Origin of the sequence: Paraburkholderia dipogonis (genome assembly GCF_042680985.1) — a bacterium.
Taxonomy (GTDB): domain Bacteria; phylum Pseudomonadota; class Gammaproteobacteria; order Burkholderiales; family Burkholderiaceae; genus Paraburkholderia; species Paraburkholderia phytofirmans.
The window spans coordinates 472,489-492,166 of the sequence record NZ_JBHUFR010000001.1; the positions used below are offsets into that span (position 1 = coordinate 472,489).

A 19,678-nucleotide genomic window follows, 5' to 3' on the forward strand; every position below is an offset into this window, starting at 1 on the left:
ACGCCACGCGCCGACCCGCGCTTTCACAGCTTTCCAGCCACCGTGCAAGCTGATCGAACCATGCCATGTTGAAACGCAGAACCTTTCTGCTCGGCGGCGCCGGCGCTGTCGGCGCGTTGCTGGTCGGGTGGTCGGTATTGCCGCCGGGTCAGCGGTTGAGCACCTCTATGCCGCTGCCGGCGCAAGGCACGCAAGCGGCGCTCAACGGCTGGGTCAAGATTGCCGCCGACAACAGCGTGACGATCATGATGTGCAAGGCGGAAATGGGGCAGGGCATCCACACCGGCCTCGCGATGCTGCTCGCCGAAGAACTTGACGCCGACTGGTCGCAGGTGCGCGTCGAAGACTCGCCCATCGACAAGATCTACAACAGCGTACAAAGCATCATCGACGACTTGCCGTTTCGCCCCGACGACGACAGCACCGTCAAACGCGCGGCCGTCTGGATGACCCGCAAGCTGGTGCGCGAGGCCGGCACGATGATGACGGGCGGTTCATCGAGCATCAACGATCTATGGACGCCCATGCGCGAAGCCGGCGCCTCGGCCCGCGCCATGCTGATCGGCGCGGCGGCCGCGCAATGGAAAGTGCCGCCCGGTGAATGCCGCGCTGAAGCCGGTCAGGTGTTGCACCCGTCGGGGCATAAGGCGAGCTTCGGCGAATTGTCGTCGATGGCCGCGCAGCAGGCGCTGCCGCGCAAGGTGACGCTGAAAGACCCCGCCGATTTCAAGCTGATCGGCAAACCGCTGCGCCGTATCGAAGCGGCGTCGAAGATCAACGGCACGGCGCGTTTCGGCATCGACGTGCTGCCGGACGGCCTGCTCTACGCGAGCGTCGAGATGTGTCCGACGCTCGGCGGCTCGGTGGCAAAGTTCGACGCGACGGCCGCCGGCAAGATGCCTGGCTTCATCAAGGCGTTCGCCGTCGCGCCATACAGCGGCGGAACCGGCGGCGTCGCGGTGATCGCCGACAACCCGTTTCGTGCGATGAACGCGGTCGCCGCCATCGACGTAACCTGGCATGACGGCCCGGCAGCGAAGCTCTCGAACGCGGACGTGGACCGCCGCCTCGCGCAGGCCCTCGACGACAGCGACGGCCACGCTTACTTCCATCTGGGCGATGTCGATGCCGCGTTGACCCGCGCGGCGCGCACCGTCAGCGCGGAATATCGCGCGCCGTATCTCGCGCACGGCGCGGTCGAACCGCTCAACTGCACCGTGCAAGTGGCGGACGGCGCGGCCACGGTCTGGGTCTCCACGCAAATGCCCGGACTCGCGCGGCATCACGTGGCGAAAGTGCTGGACCTCGACGCGGACAAAGTCGACGTGCAAACGCTTCTGCTCGGCGGCGCGTTCGGCCGGCGTCTGGAGCTCGATTTCATTGCTCAAGCTGCGGCGATTGCGCGCGAGGGTGGCGGGCGTCCGGTGCAAACCCTGTGGTCGCGAGCTCAGGATTTCACCCACGACTTTTATCGTCCGGCGTGCCTGTCGCGGCTGAAGGCCGGTTTCGACAACGACGGCAAACTGGTGGCGTGGCAGGCCGCGTCGGCGAGTCAGGCGATCGTGCCGGAAGCGCTCGCGCGCTACTACGGCGCGCCGCGCCTTCCGATCGACAAGACCACCTGCGAAGGCGCCTTCGATCAGCCCTACGAATGGCCCGCTGCGCGTGTCGCGCACAAGATCGTCGAGTTGCCGGTGCCGGTCGGGTTCTGGCGTTCGGTGGGTCACTCGCATCAGGCGTTTTTCACCGAGGGCTTTACCGACGAACTTGCGGTAGCGACCGGCAAGGACCCGATTGCGTTTCGCGCCGCGCTGCTCGAGCAGCATCCGCGGCATCTGGCGGTGTTAAAGCGCGCGGCGGCTTTGTCGGACTGGGAGCATCCGCTCACGCAGGCCGCCGACGGCGCGCCGCGCGCGCGTGGCGTCGCGTTGCACGAGGCGTTCGGCAGCGTGGTTGCGCAGGTCGCGGAGGTGTCGATCGGGCCGGGGAAGAAGATTCGTGTGCATCGGGTGGTCTGCGTGATCGATTGCGGCATACCGGTGAATCCCAATCTGATTCGTCAGCAGATGGAGAGCGCGGTCGTCTTCGGTCTTTCCGCTGCATTGCAGGACGAGATCATGCTCGTCAACGGTCAGGTGCAGCAGAAAAACTTTCTGGATTTCCCGGTCATGCGAATCGACGATTGCCCGGTGATCGACACGGACATCATGCCGAGCCAGCTTCATCCGCAAGGCGTGGGCGAAGCGGGCGTGCCGCCGGTCGCGCCGGCAGTGGCCAATGCGGTGTTCAAGCTGACCGGCCAGCGCTTGCGCTCGCTGCCGTTGAAGCTCGCGTGAAGCACGCCGAATTCAAAAACACAGGAGGCAGCTATGGGATCGCTGAACATCAACGGCCGGGCAGTGGCGGTGCAGAGCGAGCCGGACATGCCGCTTCTGTGGGTGCTGCGTTGCGAACTCGGCATGACCGGCACCAAGTTCGGTTGCGGCGTTGGCATTTGCGGCGCGTGCACTATTCATGTGGACGGCGAACCGGGCTTCGCCTGTCAGACGCTCATGTCGAGCCTGCACACGCAGAAGATCACGACCATCGAGGGTTTGCAGGGTCCTGAAGCACAAGCATTGAAGACGGCGTGGATCGATCTCGACGTGGTGCAGTGCGGCTATTGCCAGAGCGCTCAATTGATGGCTGCCTGCGCGCTGCTCAAGCACAAGCCCAAGCCGACGGATGCCGATATCGACGCGGCAATGTCGCACATCGTGTGCCGTTGCGGCACCTATCCAAGGGTACGGGCGGCGATCCACCAGGCGGCGGCAATGCGCCGCCCCGCGTAACGCCGCCGACGTGTTTCGCGTTAGCCGCTAACGAAAAAGTCCGCCGCGCACGCTCAACCTGCCAGCAATTCCACCACGGCGACGACCGCCGTAAAAATGCCAATGCAGCCGCCTAGCGTGGCTGCGCTCTTCATGAATTGCGACATACATGTCCCCGTAGTGAGTGGTTGGTGACATGTATTTAACCTGAAATGAAAGGCAAAAGAAAGAAAGACAAAAATAATTCGTAAGCTTCGTGTGCGTCGCTGCAAGAGGCAGCGTGCTTCAAGGCGCTTTCGCTTTCGCTTTCGTTGCAGCCGTTGGCGTTGCCTTGACCGGCACCGCCATCGCAGGCTTGGAACCAACAAAAGTGTTCTGTGGATCGACTTCCCAACCGCCACCGAGCGCGAGGAAAAGGTTGACCTGATCGATAGCCACCTGACCATCCGCAGCCGCTGCCTGAGACTTCGTGGACGTCAACGTGCGCGTCGCATCCAGATCCGAAATAAACGACTCACGTCCCGCTCGATACAGCCGGTGCGTTTCATCCGCCGACTCGCTCGCCGACTTGACCGCGGCACGCAGCGCATCGGCGCGGGCGTAATCGGACGCGTAGGTCGCGAGATTGGTTTCGGTTTCGCGCAGCGCGGTCAGCACCACGCCATCGAACTTCGCCAACGCCACCTGGCTCGACGCCTGCGCTTCACGCACACGGCCACGCGCGCCGTTCGTGGGGAACTGCCAACTGATCAGCGGACCGAAGCCCCAGCGCGCCGTGGGCGATGTGCCGAGATCTTCCAGAACGCCGGTCAAACCCGCCGACGCACCGATGCTCACCGTCGGATACAGCGCCCCGGTAGCGACGCCGATCCGCGCCGTGGATGCTGCCAATTGACGCTCGGCCTCGCGCACATCCGGCCGGCGCTTGAGCAGCGCGGCGCCGTCGCCGATCGGAATCGGCTGGCGGAGTTGCGGCAGCCTGTCGCAAGCCAGCACGGCCGGCGGCAGATCCGAAGGCGCGCGCGCGAGCAGCGCCGCGAGCCGGTACTGCGCGATCTTGCGACGCGCCGTATAACGCGGGATATCCGCTGACAACGTATCGACCTGGGTCTGCCCACGCGTCACGTCGGGCTGGTTGCCGCGGCCCGCGTCGCGCAGGCGGCGCGAAACGTCCACGCGCTGTTTCTGCAGCGCCAGCGACTGTTGCGCGATCCTGAGTTCCTCGGCGGCCGAACATTGCTCGACGTAGGAGCGCACCACGTCCGCCACCACGGTGATCCGCGCGAGATCGGCCGCGGCCTGTACCGACTCCGTGTCCGCTTGCGCCGCTTCCACGCCGCGCCGCAACTTGCCGAACAGATCGATTTCATACGAGATGCTGATGCCGATGTCGCCTTCGTTGACGACCGGCAGCTTTTCGGTGAGCAGGTATTGCTCGGCGGATTCCTGCGCGCGTTCGATCACCGCCGAACTCTTGCCGGAAAAACCGCCTTGTGCCTGCGCTACACCCAACGCTTCACGCGAGCGCGCAAGATTAGCCGCCGCGACGCGCAAGTCGGTATTCGATTGCAGTGCCTGGTCGACGAGTCCGTTCAGCACCGGATCGTCGTACAGCTTCCACCATACGGGCGGCACGCTCTGGCGCGTCGTGAGGGACTTGTCGGCGCCTTCGATCGGCGCATTGGCAAGCGGAGCGTTGACGAGCGCCTGTTGCGGCAGCGAGTAGTTGGGACCGACGTTCATGCAGCCGTTGAGCGCAACCGCCAACGGCAGCAGAGGCAGCAACGGCAATAAGGGCAGGGCGCGCGACAGCTTCATTGAGAGGCGCCTGATGAAGAGACCGCCGCCGCCGGCTGTGCAGCCGAAGCAGCCGAGCCAGCCGAAACAGCAGACGCAGCACCCGCCGATGAGGAAGCCGCCACCGCACCCGACGCCCCCGCATCCGGATGCTTCTTGCCGCCAGGCGACAAATCACGCACCGACACAGTCGCCGTGCGCCCCGCGATCATGCGGAAATCCGCGGGCACTTCATCCAGCGCCACACGCACTGGAATCCGTTGCGCGAGCCGCACCCAACTGAAGGCCGGATTCACATTCGGCAGAAGGTTCGAACCTTGCGTGCGGTCCCGATCCTCGATCGCGGCGACGATACTCTGCACGTGTCCGCGTAACACCGCCGGTTCGCCCATCACCGTGATATCGACCGGCTGGCCGATGTCGATGCCACCCAGCTTGGTTTCCTCGAAATATCCGTCGACGCGGAACGAATGCATGTCGACCACCGAAACCACCGCGCGCCCCGCCGCGACATATTCGCCGACGCGCGGCGCGCGGTCGTTCAGATAACCATCCACCGGACTCATGATCGTGGCGCGTTGCAGATTCAGCTTCGCGGTGTCGATCGCCACGTTCGCATCGGCGAGCGCGGCTTCGCCGGCCTCGACGCGCGAGCGGCTTTCTTCCGACACTTCCGCCGCGACCAGGTTGCCGAGCTTGCGATTGCGCGCGTCTTCGCGGCGCGCCTGGTCGAGCGTGGCGCGACGTTGCTGCGCGGTGGCCTGCGCCTGGCGCAGCGCGAGTGTGTAGCGGGCCTGATCGATGACGAACAGCACCTGGCCTTGCTTGACCTGCTGGTTGTCCACCACGTCCACCGACGAAATCAGCCCCGAGATGTCCGGTGCGACCTGGATCACGTCGGCGCGCACGTGTCCGTCGCGAGTCCACGGCGCGAACATGTAGTAGCCAATCAGCTTCCACAGCACGAGGGCCGCGGCGACGACGACGATCAGGGTCAGCAGAACTTGACCGACGGAGAACCAGGTTTTTTTCACGTTATTAGTCTGTGCGAAACAACAACGACAAGGCCCAGCACCAGCACATAGATGCCGAGATCGAAGATGGAGCGATGCCAGACGAAGCGGTAAAAGCCGACGCGCGCGAGCACCGTGCGGATGGCCAGGTTGATCAGATACGCGATCAACATCAGCACGAGCACGGCCGGCACGAACACGCCGAAGATATCGATTTCACCGATCATCGCGGGAGGTGGGCAAGAGGAAAGGAAATGGGCGACGGCATGTGCGCATCAGGCAGCGGCCTCCGGTTCGGGCGGCGCCGGTTGCGTGAGCGTGGCCGGAAACAGCGAAAGACGCAAGCCGACCAGCGCGTGCAGAGCCTCGCGCAACCGGCGTGCCGACGTTTGCGAGGTCGCGCTCGGCGCCCCTGCGTTGGCGAGCCCTTGTGCCGTCACGCGCGCCACGGCGTTGTCGATCGACGACATCAAGCTCTCCGGCACCGGTTCGCGCTTGCGGCGATTCACGCAGCTTTCATAGTACTGACGCACGTCGTCGAGCACGTGATCGATCGCGGCCGGCGCGTCGCCGCCCAGCTTGTGGGTCAGGCGGCGCAGATCGAGTGCGTTGAAGGCGATGCGCAGATCGCGAAAGCTTTCGATCGACGGATGACGATGGTCGTCGGTCGCGGCGAGGCGCGGAATCAGCTGCATCAGGCGGTCGAGCATGCGCGCGGCGAGATTGCGCGGATCTTCGATCGGCCGCGTCGACGCCGTGAGCGCCACGTCGGCCCAGCTCGAACGCAACAGACGGGCCGCCGCGAGTTCGGCGCCGAACGGCCGCGTCGCGCGCGTCCACAGATACGCGTACAGCAAGCCGGCGAGGCCCGCGATATTGCTGTTCAGGAACACCAGGAAGTTGGCGTCGTAGGCGTCCTGAATGCTGATGAAGGTGGCCGTGTTCACGGCAACCAGCACCGTGGCCAAGTTGAACTGCGGGCGTGGAATCAGCGTGCCGACGAAGATGAACGGCGCGGCGAACATGATCACCAGCATGGGAAAGTCATGCACATGCGGCAGCACGACGAACAGATAGACGCCCGCCGCCACCACGCTGATGGCGGTAGCCACGAAGAAGCGGAAGATGAACGGCGCGGGCTCGTCGAGCGCCGCGAAGAAGCAGCATGCCACGGCCGCGAGCGTGACGGCGCTCGCTCCGTCGTTCCAGCCCGAGCCGATCCACAAACTGCACGCGAGAATCACGGCCGCCGCGGCCGAACTCGTGGAGAACAGCATGATGCCGCGATCGTAGAAGCGCTCCGTGCCGCCCAGCCGCCAATGGCGAAAGCGCGGACGCCACGAGCCTTCTTCCCGCGTGATGATGATGCGCAGCGAGCGGCAGTCCTGCCAGACATCGATCACCTGCTTCATACGCCACAACGCGTTCGAAAGCAGCGCGCCGTCCCAGCCCGCGAGCGCGGACGGCGGCGGTTGCATCGCCGCGATGCGCTCGCGCAATGCGTCGGCCGTCGGGTCCGGGTGATAGCCCTCGCTCACCGTGGGCATCGGCTCGTTGAACCATTTGATGACATCGGCGAGCAGGCTTTCCAGCCCTTCGGGCCACGTCTGCCGGCCGCTGTTGTAAAGCGCGATCAGCGGATCGGCGAGCGACGACATGATGGGCAGCAGCAACTGCATGCGCCCGCGCAGTTCATGCGCGCGCGCCAGTACGTCGGGCCGCGTGTGATCGTAGGCGAGTTGGCTGAGCAGCAATTCAAGGCCATTGATGGTGGCCGCGATGCGTTGCCGCGCGCCCGAAATGGCCGAGCCGGCCAGCCGTCCGGAAAGCGTTTCGGTTGCGTAGAACGCGGCGTCGCGAAACCATGCGTCGGTCTGCTTGATGATGGTGGGTGCAAGGCGGCTCGGAAACAGCACACTGCCGACTATGCTCGCGCAGACAATGCCGAGCGTGATTTCCTCGGTACGGCTGACCGCGAGATCGAACACGCCGCCCGGATTGGTCACCGAGGGCAGTGCGATGATCGGCATCGTATAACCGGCCAGCAGGAACACGTAGCTGCGCGCGGTGCGATCGGAGACGGCCAGATACAGCATCGTGCCGGTCCAGAGCGCCACGATCACGCTGAACAGATAGGGCGATTCGACGAAGGGCGGCACCAGCAGCACCGCTGCCGAAGCGCCGAGCATGGTGCCGAGCGCACGATAAAGCGCCTTGGAACGCGTCGCGCCGACAAACGGATTCGACACGATGTAGACGGTGGCCATCGCCCAATAAGGCCGCGGCAGTTCGAGCGCGAGGCCGATGTAGAGCGCAATCATCGCTGCGGCAAATGTCTTGACCGAAAACAGCCAGTCGCGAAGGGAAGGGTAGACCATCGACCGTTACGCCGGCTCGCCGCTGCGATTGCCGTTCTGCTCGATGCGTTCGGCGGCGTCGGCCGTGAACGCGGCCAGCACGCGCAAGGTCGCTTCGAGATCGCTGCGCGAGACGCCTTTTAACGCCTGCGCTCGCAGCGTGACCAGTTCTTCTTCCATTTTCGCGGTGACGGCTCGGCCCTCTTCGGTGAGCACCACGGTTTTCGCGCGCCGGTCTTCGGGGTCTTCGTCGCGACGCATCAGGCCCGCGGCGCACAGTTGATCGAGCAGCCGCACGAGCGAAGGCCCTTCAATACCGATGTGATCGGCGAGCGTGACCTGGCGCACGGCCGCGCCGAGCCGGCTGGCGGTCAGGAGTGGCGTGGCGCACGCCTCGGAGACATTGAAGGTTGCCAGTACGCCATGGCTTGTGCGCCGCCATTTCCGGGCGGCGACGACCAGCGTGCTGCTGACTGTCCGGCGCAAGGTATCGAGATTCGACATGGCCGGTATTGTATTTGCAAAAAATTCGTTAGCAAACTATTGATTTCGGAATTTTTTATGACTATACGGCGGAGCCCGCGCGCATTGACATGCGCGCGGGTTCGTCATGTCCGCGTGACTCAGGCCGCGAGCCCGAGCCTGACCGTGCGCGCCAAATCGTCCAGCTGGAACGGCTTGCGTAAAATCGTGCAGCGCTTCACAGCGAGCCCGGAGATGTCCACGTCCGCGTAACCGGTTGCGAGGATCACCGGCAAATCCTCGCGCATCTTGCGTGCCTCGGCGATCACATCGATTCCGTTCATGCCGGGCATCGCGAAGTCCACCATCAGCAGGTCGGGGTTGTCATTCTGCAAGCGGTTCAGGCCTGCGCGTCCGTCGGCGGCTTCGGTCACGGTGTAGCCGAGCATTCTTAGCGACTCGACCAGCATGGCGCGCACCTCGCCGTCGTCTTCGACCACCAGCACCCGCTTTTCGCCGACCACGTTCGCTTCCGCATCCGACGCCGCTTCGGCCTGCGGCGCCACGCGTTCGCGCAACGGCAGCCAGAGCTCGACGGTGGTGCCCACGCCTTCCTCGCTGAACAGGCGCGCGGTGCCGCCGGCCTGCCTCGCAATGCCGTAGACCTGGCTCAAACCGAGTCCCGTGCCCTTGCCGATCGGCTTGGTGGTGAAGAACGGATCGAACACGCGCGACACCACATCGGGCGGCACACCCGAGCCGGTATCGGCGACTTCGACCACCACGTAGCGGCCTTCATCGAGAGTCTGATCGGGCGCCTCGCGCTGCTTCACGCGAATGCCGAGCTGGCCGCCGCCCGGCATCGCATCGCGCGCGTTGATGGCGAGATTGAGAACGGCCAGTTCGAGTTGATTGGCGTCGGCCTGGGTCCACATCTCCTCGCCGTCAAACTCATTGGTATAACGGATGCTCGATCCGAGCGACACGGTGATGATGTCGCGCATGCCTTGCAGCAACGCCACTACGTCTACCGCTTTCAGATCGAGGTTGCTGTTGCGCGAGAAAGTCAGCAACTGGCCCGTCAGTTTCGCGCCGCGTTCGGTCGCGCGCTTGACGGTGGCGGCCATGCTGCGAAGGCGCTCATCGCTGCTCACTCGCGCGATCAGCTCTGCGTTGACCATGATGACGTTCAGCAGATTATTGAAGTCGTGCGCGATGCCGCCGGTGAGTTGCCCGAGTGCTTCCATCTTCTGCGATTGCACCAGCACCGCCTGGACCTTGGCGCGCTCGTGAATTTCCATCATCAGGCGGTCGTTGGCGGAGGCAAGTTCCTGAGTGCGTTCGGCGATACGGCTTTCCAGCGAGTCGTTCAACTGCACCAGCGCCTCTTGCGCTTCGATCCGCTCGGCCAGATGGCGGCGCGATTCGTATTGCCGCGCGCGTGCGCGCAACGACGACGCCACCGCGCGCCGCAGCGTCTCCGAATTCAGCGGCCGTTCGAGCACGACCACGTTGCCGAGCCGTTCGAGCACTTCGAGGCCGCGTTCGGAGCGGTGTCCGAGGCGCGAGGCGGCGAGCAGAATGAACGGGAAATCCGACCACGCCGGCTGCTGTTCGAGCCAGTCGAACAAGCGTGCCGCGTGGTTGCCCGCGAGCGCCTCTTCGGCGATCAACGCGCTGCCCGCGCCGGCGTCCAGCGCGGCGGTGAGCGCGTCGGCATCGCGGCATGCCACGCAGACGCGCTTATCTTTGTGCAGCACTTCGGCAATCACATCGGCGTCGCGGCCAAACGGCGCAAGAATAAGGACGCGTTGCTCCATAACTTACTGCCCGGACGATTCGATGACGCGGTTTGTTGCGCCGAGCAGCGCGGTGCTGCCGCGATAAGCCGGCAGTCCCGATAGCACGCCCTCGAAGTCGCGCAGCGCCTCGCCGACCTCCACGCCGTGACTGGCGAGCCGGAACTGGCGGATCGAACGCTCGTGGGAATTGGCGCGGCTCTTGACGGCCGTCACGGCCGTGAGCACTTCGCCGTGGTGCTCGAAGTAGCGAAACAGTACGACCACGTCGCTCAGATAGCTGATGTCGATATCGCTTTGCACCTCGCCGATAATGCCGTGCTGTCCCAGCACGAGCATCGTGATGACGCCCTGCTGATTCAGGTAGCCGAGCAGTTCGTGCATTTGCAGCAGCAGATAGCGCTCGCCGGGCATCGCCTGGAGATAGGCGTTCAGGCTGTCGATCGCGACATACCGTGCACCGTTCTTTTCGACCGAGCGGCGTACATCGCTGGCAAATTCACCGGGCGAGATTTCCGCGGGATCGATCTGGCGCAGCGTCAGCAGACCGCTTTCGACGTGTGGCGCCAGATGCATGCCGAGCGCCGCGCAGCGGATCGTCAACGTAACGAGGGTTTCGTCGAACACGTAGTAGACGCAGCGCTCGCCGCGTTCCAGCGCCGCGATCAGGCACGACACCACCGTGGTGGTCTTGCCGACGCCCGAAGGGCCGATCAACAGCGCATTGGTGCCGGGGATCAGACCGCCGCCGAGCAGCGCGTCGAGGCCTGGCGTGCCGGTGCTGACCACCTCGGCATCGAATGTCGTGTGGTGTTCCGCCGCGATGAGCCGCGGATAGACGTGGAGGCCGCCGGTGTCGAGCGTGAAGTCGTGGTAACCCTCGCGGAATTTGATGCCGCGCATCTTGGCGATGCGCGTGCGCCGCCGGTTGCCGCCGTAGTCGTGCACGAGATTGTCGAGGCTGATCACGCCGTGCGCGATGCTGTGCAATTGCACGTCGCCGGGATCGGACGAATTGTCGTCGAGCAGCAGCACCGTGCATTCACGGGTGGCGAAATAGCGCTTGAGCGCGAGAATCTGCCGCCGGTATCGCAGCGGGTTCTGCGACAGCAGACGCAATTCGGAAAGGCTGTCGAGCACGATGCGCGCCGGTTTGAGTTCGTCGACCTGCTGGATGACGTTGCGCACCGTCTCGCCGAGTTCGACCTCGGCCGGATGCAGCACGGTCTGCTCGTACTGCGGGTCGAGACCTTCGTCCGAAACCAGTTCGAGAATATGAAAGCCGCTGATATCCCAGCCATGGCTTTCGGCTACCGAGATCAGTTCGGAGCGGGTTTCGGACAGCGTGATGTACAAGCCTCTCTGCCCTTCTTCGACACCCTTGAGTAAGAATTGCAAGGCCAGGGTAGTTTTACCCGTACCGGGCGAACCTTCCACCAGGTACATGCGGTGTGGGGTGAGACCGCCTCCGAGGATGTCGTCGATTCCATCGATCCCCGAGGAAAGGCGGGCCGGCTTACCGGCAACGTGTCTGTTTGACATGGCGTAGCGTTTTGGCGTCGATGAGAGGCTGATGGATGCACAGCCGGTACGGCGAGAAGGCAATTTCTGTGCCCATGGATGGCGTCATGCGCCGGCGCGTTCCTGCACCAGCTGAATGAAACGCGTGGCCGCGCTGTTGTGCAATGCCGTGGGATAGGCGAGGTGCAGCGGCGCGCTGAGCTTCGAGGGGTTGGCGAGCGTGCAGTAGACGGTGCCCACCTGGCCGTAACGCTGCATGGAGGCGGGCACCAACGTCACGCCCAAACCCGCCCCCACGAGGTTGATGCCCGACACCATGCGCGGCACTTCACGGGCAATGCGCGGGACGAAGCCCGCTTGCCGGCACGCGGCGAGGATATCGGCATACATGCCGGGTGCGCCTGGACGGCGGACCAGAATGAAGTCTTCGTGCGCCAACGCTTTCAACGACACTTGCGGACGCTCCTTGCCCTTGAGCAATGGATGGCCGACCGGCAACACTACGACCATCGGTTCGTCGAGCAGCAGATCGAACGCCACGCCTGCGCGCGCGTCGACGGGCTTGCGTAGAAACGCCGCCTGAATCTGGCCCGCGGCCAGACGCTCGATGATCTCCGCCGCGTTGAGTTCGGCAAGCTCGACGGCGACCTCGGGGCAGACCGCGCGAAACGCGCGGATCGCCTCGGTCGTGAATGGGTGGAACGCGGCGGAACTGGTCAGTCCGATCGAAATCGTGCCGAGTTCGCCGCGCGCAATCCGGCTCGCCTTTTCGACCGACTGCTGCAGATTCTGCAGCAAGCGTTGCGCGTCTTCCGCGAAGGCCTGACCGGCCGGCGTCAAGGTGACACCACGCGGCATGCGCACGAACAGCTCAAAGCCGATCTCTTCTTCCAGCGTTCGAATCTGCTGCGAAAGCGGCGGCTGTTGCATGGCCAGCCGCTCAGCCGCGCGCGTGAATTGGCCTTCTTCGGCGACCGCCAGAAAGTAACGCAGGTGCCGCAGCTCCATGGTGGTTCGTCTCCTCAGCAGCGTTCGCGAGTCGGTTCGGTGCCATATGTATTAAATATGAATTGCGCGCAAAAAAGGTATTTTACATTTGCCACGGCCGCTCCTACGATCTGGTCCATCGCATTGGACATGAACGCGAAATAAAACAAATGCGGTGCATGGGACCGGAGACGTCAGTGAAAAACCAATGTGTCGTGGCTGCTATCGCCACCGGTTCTAAGTATTTGGTTTTTCAGCGGCGGATTTGACGACGCGCCGCGTTCAAGACAGTGCACGGTGATCAGGAGCAAGCTGCATGACTTTCAATCTTTCACGACGTTTCGCGGTGCTGTGTGCGTCGACAGGCGCGGCAGTGTCGATGACGTTCGCGCAATCCGCGCTCGCGGTGCATGCGTACGAGCCGCATCTGAAGCCGGTAGCGACGATCTCCGATACGCGCTTGACGCTCGACACGCCGCAAGGGCAAGCGGAATTCCCGCTGTATCTGTCGAAGGATTGGAACGTCGCACAGCCGCAGGTGACGCGCGCGGTAATCGTGATTCACGGCAAGCTGCGCAATGCGGACGTGTACTTTCGCACCGCGCAGAATGCCCGCGATGCCGCACATGCGGACCCCGACGCCACGCTGTTGATCGCGCCGCAATTCCTCGCCACGCTCGACACGCGCGTGCACGACGAGCTCGCCGATCTGCTGCGCTGGACCGGCGACGCCTGGATGGGCGGCGAAGCGGCGCGCGCGCCGTTGCCGATCAGTTCCTACGAGGTGCTGGACGCGATCGTCGCGCGTCTCGCCGATCGCAAGCGGTTTCCCAATCTGCGGTACGTGGTGTTCGCCGGGCATTCGGGCGGCGGGCAAGTCGTGCAGCGTTACGCCGTCGCGGCACGCAATATCGCCGCGCTGACCAGAGAGGGCATCGACGTGCGTTATGTCGTGGCAAGTCCGTCCACGTACGCGTATTTCGATGCGCAACGGCCCAACGCGCAAGGCATTGCCGCGCCGTTCGACGCCGCGCAATGTCCCGACTTCAATCAATGGAAATACGGCATGGACAACCGGCCGCCGTATCTCGACGACCGGACGCCCGCGCAACTCGAAGCGACTTATGCGGCGCGGCGGATCGACTATCTGGTCGGCGGCGCGGATGACGATCCGAAGCAGAGCGCGCTCGACAGAACCTGCGCCGCTGAAGCGCAAGGGCCGCAACGCGTCGCGCGCGCCGAGGCGTACTACCGGTATATCCAGTCGCGGCATCCGCAAGGTCTCGAGCAGAGCTTTCATATCGTGCCGGGCGTGGGGCACAACGGTGCGCGCATGCTGATGTCGGTATGCGCGTTGTCAGCCATGTTCGACACGCCGGGATGCGAGCAATGAGCGAAGCGACCTTCAATCAGCGCGACGGCGCCGCGTCTGAAGCCGATGCATCGAGCGGCCTGAGTCCGTCGATGGTGCGGCGCGCGATCTTCGCCTCCGTCCTCGGCAACGACCTCGAGTGGTTCGACTTTCTGATCTACGGCTACTTCGCGAAGATCATCGCGCAAGTGTTCTTTCCCGGCGGCAACGGCTTCGTGTCGATCATGCTGACGCTCGCCACGTTCGCGGTCGGTTTTATCGTGCGGCCAATCGGCGGCATTCTGCTCGGCATCTACGCGGACCGCGCGGGGCGCCGCAAAGCGCTCTCGCTGCTGATCATTTCAATGGCGGCCAGCACTTTGCTGATGGGACTCACACCGGGCTATGCGCGCATCGGCATCGCGGCGCCGCTGTTGGTGGTGCTCGCGCGCCTGTTGCAAGGGCTCTCCGTGGGCGGACAGTTCGCGACGGCGTCGGCGATGCTGGTCGAGTATGCGCCGCCGCACAAGAAGATGTTTTACGGCAGCTTCAATATGTCGGCGCAGGCGTTTGCGTTGCTGCTGTCGTCCGGGGTCGGCTATCTGCTGACCACGCAGCTCACGCATGAGCAACTGGTGGCCTGGGGCTGGCGTTTGCCGTTTCTGTTCGGCGCGCTGGCGGGACCGTTCGGTTTCTATATCCGGCATCGCGTGGCCGAGTCGCCGGAGTTCGAGCGGCTGCTCGAACACAAGGACAAACCGCCGCGCGTCACGATCCGCCAGTTCTTCCGCGATAACGGCGACGCGGCGATTTGCGCGATGGGCGTGATCATCATCGGGGCGGCGACTAACTATGTGTGGCACTCGTATCTGTCGGTGTATGTCGAACGGCAATTGCATCTGCCGCTCTCCACCGCGTTGCTCGGCGCGTTTGTGTCCGGCGTGCTGAATCTGTTTCTGTTTCCGCTGTCGGGCAAGCTCGCCGATCGTTATGGCGCATACCGGCTGTTCTATCCCATCGTAATCACGTGGATGGTCTGCGTGTATCCGCTTTATCACTTCGTCGTGACGAATCCGACGCCGTGGCATCTATTCATCGCGCAAATGATCGCGACGCTGTTCCTCGCCGCGATGTCCGGCGCGCATCCCGGCATGCTCGCGACTTTGTTCCCGGTGCGCAGCCGTTCGGCGGGCGTGGCGCTGTCGTACAACATCGCGGTGACGCTGTTCGGCGGCATGGCGCCGCTCACCATCACCGGCCTGACGCGCGTGACCGGCAGCAGTCTCACGCCCGCGTTCTACCTGATTTTTGCCGGCTTCGTGTCGCTCGCGATGGTGTACTTCACGCGCGCCGGGCGCATGTCGGGCGGCGCGGTGGCTAGGCCCGCCACTCATTGATCAACCACGAGCCTATTGCATGACCGAGCCTTTCATCAAAGACGACGAACGCGCGCCGAATGAACGCCCCGTCGCGGTTGTCGCGAGCCGGTATCTGAGTGTCGCGACGCGAGCGGGAAGCGGTACCGTACCGGTGTTTTCGAACGGCGACTGGCTGGCGCCGACGCGCGAAGTCCAACGCGCCGTGATTCTGATTCATGGCCGCCTGCGCAACGGCGACACGTATTTCGAACTTGCGCAGCGTTCGTGCGCGCTCGCCGGCCACGGCGCGGCCGATACGCTGCTGATCGTGCCGCAGTTTCTCGCGACCGCGGATGTCGACGCGCATGAGCTGCCGCCGTCCACCTTGCATTGGGACTGGACGAGCTGGATGGGCGGTGAGAACGCCGAAGGTCCCGCGCCGATCAGTTCGTTCGATGTGCTCGACGCGATTCTGCACGCGCTGGCGTCGCGCGAGCAGTTCGCGTCGCTTGCCGAAGTGGTGATCGCGGGGCACTCGGGCGGCGCGCAGGTCGTGCAGCGCTATGCGGTGGCGGCGCGCGACGAGGCGCCACTCGCGGCGCGCGGAATTGCGCTGCGCTATGTGGTGGCGAATCCTTCATCGTATGTGTACTTCGATGCGATGCGGCCGGTTGCGTCCGCTGTATCCGGCGAGTTCGCGGCGTTCGATCGGACGCGGTGTCCGTCGTTCAATCGCTGGAAGTATGGGCTCGAGAATCTGCCGGCTTACGCGGACGACGCGGCTTCAGCGGCAGCGCTCGAAGCGCGTTACGCGCAGCGTGACGTAACCGTGCTGCTCGGCGGCGCGGATTGCGATCCGCAGCATCCGGCGCTCGACCGTTCGTGCGCCGCGCTGACGCAAGGTGAACACCGGCTCGGACGCGGGCTGGCATATGCGCGCTATATGGCGTTGCGGCATCCCGACGGACTGGCCGGGCATCGGACGTTTGTGATCGATGGCGTCGGGCACGATGCCAAGGGGATTTTTGGGTCGGCGCAGGGGCTGGCGGCTTTGTTCGGTACCGGTCTGCGATGACGGTGACTGTGGCGCGGCCTTGAGCGCGGTCTTGAGATAGTCGGCGTTCATGGGCATGAAGCGTGCTACCGCGCTAATACCCGTGAGTGACTTCGAGGACCGCGTCGATATGAACAGAACCCGATTGCTTGCCACTGCGTTTGCCGCCGCGTCGGTGGGCGTCTTGCTGGCCGGCGGCGCGTATGCCGACGATGCGCCGAGCCCTTGCACATCGCTGAAACGGATCGTCGCGGCCGCCCCTGGCGGGCTCGCCTCATTGACGCCGGAAGACGGCAAAGGCGTCGCGCAACCTTACGGCGACGACGCGCAATGTTCGGCGAGCCGCGGCGCGTATCAATGCACGTGGACGCCGCGTCACGACGCCGGTTCGAATGCCGACGCACTGCAAGCAGTCGCGGCGGACATTGCATCGTGTCTTCCCGACGCGACCCACGATCAGAATTCGCCTGGACGTCAGCACTTTTATCTGGGCGCGAAGGGCAAACGGACAGATATCACGCTAACGCCGACCGGGTCGAACAAGCTGCGTCTGCTTGTGTCGGGCAAGTAAGCCGCCGGGCGAGAGCGGCTAGTGTGACGCCGGCCTCCATGTCCAGCCACGCGGCGAGCGGCGCAACTCGATCATCGAAAGCGGCGCGATTTCAATGCGCGGAAATATGTCGGGCGATGCCCCGAGCGCATACACGATCGCTGCTCGCAACACCGGCGCATGGGTGACGGCGATCACGTCGCGAGGACGGGGCGATGCACGATCCGCTTCGCCGTCTAACGACGCTTCGAGCCATTCTCCTATCCGTTTCACGAGTTGACTGAACGACTCGCCGCCGTGAGGCGCGGCGTCGGGATCGCGCGTCCATGCGGCGATGTCTTGCGGCGCTTCGGCAGCGAGATCGGCGAGCCGCCGGCCTTGCCATTTACCGTAGTTCAGATCCGCCAGGCGGCCGTCGACCGATGCCGCGAGGCCTAGGGCCGCTGCCGTTTCGCGCGCGCCGGCGGCCGGGCTGACGAAAGCCGGCGCGTCGCCCGCGATCGCCGGGCGTAGGCGTGCCGCGTGGGCTTCGGCTTCGGCGAGGCCGCGGGCGTCGAGTGGATCGTCGGCCGGAAAACGGCCTGCGCGCTGGGCGGCGGTCGACGCGTGGCTGACCAGTAACAGCCGGGTGTCCATTCTGTGCATGTCCTGTAAAGCCACGCCCCAAAGCCGAACGGCGGCGGGATGAAGCGTGCATTTTGCGTTGCCGGGCACCGAAGTTTAGCGCGTAGAATAGCGAAACTGCGAAGCGCGGAAGCCGGTGAGAGCCCGGCGCGGTCGCGCCACTGTAATCGGCAGCACAAGCCGAAAGCCAGACCTGAGCTTCGCACCAATCCACTGCAATGACTATCGGGGCGCGTTACCCCAGGAGATGTCCATCATGACCGAAGCTGTTTTCGATCCCACCAATCAGCCTGTTGCCCAACCCACGCCGATTCCGCTGCGCGAGTTGCTGCCTTGGGTCGTGTTCGGCGGTTTGCTGTTGTTGCTCGCGCTTTACTTCGTGGGTGCGGAACAGGGCGCCACCTCGCTGGTGCCGGGCATGTACGTGCATGAGTTCGTACACGACGGCCGCCATCTGCTCGGCTTTCCCTGCCACTAACGGAGTCGACCATGGTTGGTAAATTGTTGGTACGCGGCATGCTTACAGGCATCGCCGCGGGACTGCTCACGTTCGGCTTCGCGCGGGTGGTGGGCGAGCCGCAGGTCAATCAGGCGATTTCGTTCGAAGAAAAGGCCGACGCCGCGAAAGGCGAAGCGCCCGAGCCTGAGATCGTGAGCCGCGATACACAGCGGGGCATCGGCTTGTTGACCGGCGTGCTGACTTACGGCGCGGCATTCGGCGGGCTGTTCTCGCTGGTATTCGCGTACGCCTATGGGCGAGTGGGCGCGTTGAGCCCGCGCGCGTTGTCCGCGTGGCTCGCGCTTGGCGCGTTCATTGCGCTCGCGGTCGTGCCGAATCTGAAGTATCCGGCGAACCCGCCTTCGGTCGGCGACCCTGAGACCATCGGCACCCGCACCGGGTTGTTTTTCCTGATGATTGCGATATCGCTGGCTGCGATGGTGTTCTCGCTCAAGGTGCGGCGCCGCGCGGCGATGAAGCTTGGCGCGTGGAACGGCTCGATTGTGGGGGCGGTGGTGTTCATCGTGATCATCGCTGCGGTGCAGTTGTCGATGCCCACGATCAACGAAGTGCCGGAGGCTTTCCCGGCGGTGCTGCTGTGGAAATTCCGCGTCGCGGCGCTCGGTATGCAGGCGATCATGTGGGCGACGATCGGGCTGCTGTTTGGGGCACTGGTCGAGCGGAGCGTGTTGACGCGGGTGGGCGGACGGGCGGCGGTTAAGTCGGCTTGATTTCGTGGCGTGAGCGCGACCGCTTTGGTGGTTGCGTTTCGCTCTACTCGGTTTGCGTGCCGTGGTCGAGATGGGTCTGCGACCGGCAGTGAGTCATAGGGTGTGATTTTTGCGGCTCTATCACTGACGGCGGCTATATGCGCATGTCATTCACTGCATGAACTCAGGGGCGGCTCCGGCTGCCCCTTTTCTGTTTTCAAGTCTCTTGTTCCTTTTCCCCGGAGTTGTCTTTCCGCCACTCCGTCCGCGCCATACGTGCAGCGGCCGCGTGCCCGTTACCTGTCCAGCTCTCAACAGTGTCCGCCTTTCTCCGGCGGTTGCTGCTTTTGCCTGCGTGTGCGGGATTTTTTGGGGCTTCACATCTTGTGGACTGTCGGGATTTGTCCTGCATCAATCAAGCCGTTACCTGGTTATGCGTAATACCTATCTGGTTTTTGTTTTACGAATCTGTGACTGTTTTTAGCTGTACACCGGCTTGAGCCGATTTGATAATGCATAGGCAAGCCGACACTGCGAGCATGGAGTGCATCTCTGGATATTTTGTAGGATTCCGTAATACCGGGGCCCGGTAAGACTTAGAACCATAACTTTCCGAGGGACAGCCAATGTCGTGGGTTATCCAGCCGCGTACGCCAGAAGTTACCGGCGATGCACGGACGCAATCGTTGTCCAAACCGCTTTCCCCTGTTTCCCGACCCCCTGAAGCGAGGCATGCATGACCCGGTGGACCACCCAGACGCGCACCCTCACGTTCAGCGGTGCCGC

The 19,678-nt window shown here is 64.0% G+C and carries 17 protein-coding genes; 8 read left to right on the plus strand and 9 right to left on the minus strand.

Going from position 1 to position 19,678, the window contains the following annotated elements; translation table 11 throughout:
• The first annotated feature begins 65 nt into the window (after window positions 1-65).
• Window positions 66-2,336: a xanthine dehydrogenase family protein molybdopterin-binding subunit gene (locus ACFSNN_RS01985; protein WP_134462313.1), complete on the plus strand. Its 2,271-nt coding sequence runs from the start codon at window positions 66-68 to the stop codon at window positions 2,334-2,336.
• 33 nt (window positions 2,337-2,369) lie between these two features.
• The gene (locus tag ACFSNN_RS01990) at window positions 2,370-2,831 is read left to right on the plus strand and encodes a (2Fe-2S)-binding protein (RefSeq protein ID WP_134462316.1); all 462 of its coding nucleotides are present in this window, start codon (window positions 2,370-2,372) and stop codon (window positions 2,829-2,831) included.
• A gap of 264 nt (window positions 2,832-3,095) precedes the next feature.
• Here the strand turns inward: ACFSNN_RS01990 and ACFSNN_RS01995 are convergent, their stop codons facing one another.
• The 8 genes from ACFSNN_RS01995 to ACFSNN_RS02030 form a co-directional block, all read right to left on the minus strand.
• Window positions 3,096-4,628 carry an efflux transporter outer membrane subunit gene (locus ACFSNN_RS01995; RefSeq protein ID WP_134462319.1) on the minus strand — a complete coding sequence of 511 codons (1,533 nt, stop codon included), beginning with the start codon at window positions 4,626-4,628 and terminating at the stop codon, window positions 3,096-3,098.
• Window positions 4,625-5,641, minus strand: coding sequence for an efflux RND transporter periplasmic adaptor subunit (locus ACFSNN_RS02000; RefSeq protein WP_134462322.1), 1,017 nt, complete (start codon window positions 5,639-5,641; stop codon window positions 4,625-4,627). Before ACFSNN_RS02000 ends, ACFSNN_RS01995 begins: the two co-directional genes overlap by 4 nt.
• Complete coding sequence (locus tag ACFSNN_RS02005; RefSeq protein WP_007176114.1) at window positions 5,638-5,847, minus strand: DUF1656 domain-containing protein; 210 nt, start codon at window positions 5,845-5,847, stop codon at window positions 5,638-5,640. The genes ACFSNN_RS02000 and ACFSNN_RS02005 overlap by 4 nt, the downstream gene beginning before the upstream one ends.
• A 48-nt stretch (window positions 5,848-5,895) precedes the next feature.
• Window positions 5,896-7,998 carry an FUSC family protein gene (locus ACFSNN_RS02010; protein ID WP_134462325.1) on the minus strand — a complete coding sequence of 701 codons (2,103 nt, stop codon included), beginning with the start codon at window positions 7,996-7,998 and terminating at the stop codon, window positions 5,896-5,898.
• Window positions 7,999-8,004: 6 nt separating this feature from the next.
• Window positions 8,005-8,481, minus strand: a complete 477-nt coding sequence (locus ACFSNN_RS02015; RefSeq protein WP_134462328.1) for a MarR family winged helix-turn-helix transcriptional regulator — start codon at window positions 8,479-8,481, stop codon at window positions 8,005-8,007.
• 119 nt (window positions 8,482-8,600) lie between these two features.
• Window positions 8,601-10,259, minus strand: a complete 1,659-nt coding sequence (locus ACFSNN_RS02020; RefSeq protein ID WP_134462331.1) for an ATP-binding protein — start codon at window positions 10,257-10,259, stop codon at window positions 8,601-8,603.
• A gap of 3 nt (window positions 10,260-10,262) precedes the next feature.
• A complete protein-coding gene (locus ACFSNN_RS02025) occupies window positions 10,263-11,780 on the minus strand; it encodes an ATPase domain-containing protein (protein ID WP_134462334.1) in 1,518 nt (505 codons plus the stop codon).
• An 84-nt stretch (window positions 11,781-11,864) separates the two neighbouring features.
• The gene (locus ACFSNN_RS02030) at window positions 11,865-12,767 is read right to left on the minus strand and encodes a LysR family transcriptional regulator (RefSeq protein ID WP_134462337.1); all 903 of its coding nucleotides are present in this window, start codon (window positions 12,765-12,767) and stop codon (window positions 11,865-11,867) included.
• 295 nt (window positions 12,768-13,062) lie between these two features.
• Here ACFSNN_RS02030 and ACFSNN_RS02035 point away from each other — a divergent pair, with 295 nt between their 5' ends.
• From ACFSNN_RS02035 to ACFSNN_RS02050, 4 genes are all read left to right on the plus strand, one after another.
• Window positions 13,063-14,139 (plus strand): alpha/beta hydrolase, encoded by a 1,077-nt coding sequence (locus ACFSNN_RS02035; RefSeq protein ID WP_134462339.1) that lies wholly within the window; start codon window positions 13,063-13,065, stop codon window positions 14,137-14,139.
• Window positions 14,136-15,494 (plus strand): MFS transporter, encoded by a 1,359-nt coding sequence (locus tag ACFSNN_RS02040; protein ID WP_134462342.1) that lies wholly within the window; start codon window positions 14,136-14,138, stop codon window positions 15,492-15,494. The genes ACFSNN_RS02035 and ACFSNN_RS02040 overlap by 4 nt, the downstream gene beginning before the upstream one ends.
• Window positions 15,495-15,513: 19 nt before the next feature.
• Entirely contained in the window at window positions 15,514-16,530 is a 1,017-nt protein-coding gene (locus ACFSNN_RS02045) for an alpha/beta hydrolase (RefSeq protein WP_134462345.1), read from the plus strand.
• A gap of 109 nt (window positions 16,531-16,639) precedes the next feature.
• Complete coding sequence (locus ACFSNN_RS02050; protein ID WP_134462348.1) at window positions 16,640-17,080, plus strand: hypothetical protein; 441 nt, start codon at window positions 16,640-16,642, stop codon at window positions 17,078-17,080.
• 18 nt (window positions 17,081-17,098) lie between these two features.
• Here the strand turns inward: ACFSNN_RS02050 and ACFSNN_RS02055 are convergent, their stop codons facing one another.
• The gene (locus ACFSNN_RS02055) at window positions 17,099-17,695 is read right to left on the minus strand and encodes a histidine phosphatase family protein (RefSeq protein WP_134462351.1); all 597 of its coding nucleotides are present in this window, start codon (window positions 17,693-17,695) and stop codon (window positions 17,099-17,101) included.
• A 244-nt stretch (window positions 17,696-17,939) separates the two neighbouring features.
• Between ACFSNN_RS02055 and ACFSNN_RS02060 the strand changes: the two genes are divergently transcribed.
• Both ACFSNN_RS02060 and ACFSNN_RS02065 read left to right on the plus strand, forming a co-directional pair.
• Complete coding sequence (locus ACFSNN_RS02060; protein WP_134462354.1) at window positions 17,940-18,161, plus strand: CbtB domain-containing protein; 222 nt, start codon at window positions 17,940-17,942, stop codon at window positions 18,159-18,161.
• Between the two features lie 11 nt (window positions 18,162-18,172).
• The gene (locus ACFSNN_RS02065) at window positions 18,173-18,913 is read left to right on the plus strand and encodes a CbtA family protein (protein ID WP_134462357.1); all 741 of its coding nucleotides are present in this window, start codon (window positions 18,173-18,175) and stop codon (window positions 18,911-18,913) included.
• Window positions 18,914-19,678 lie beyond the last annotated feature (765 nt).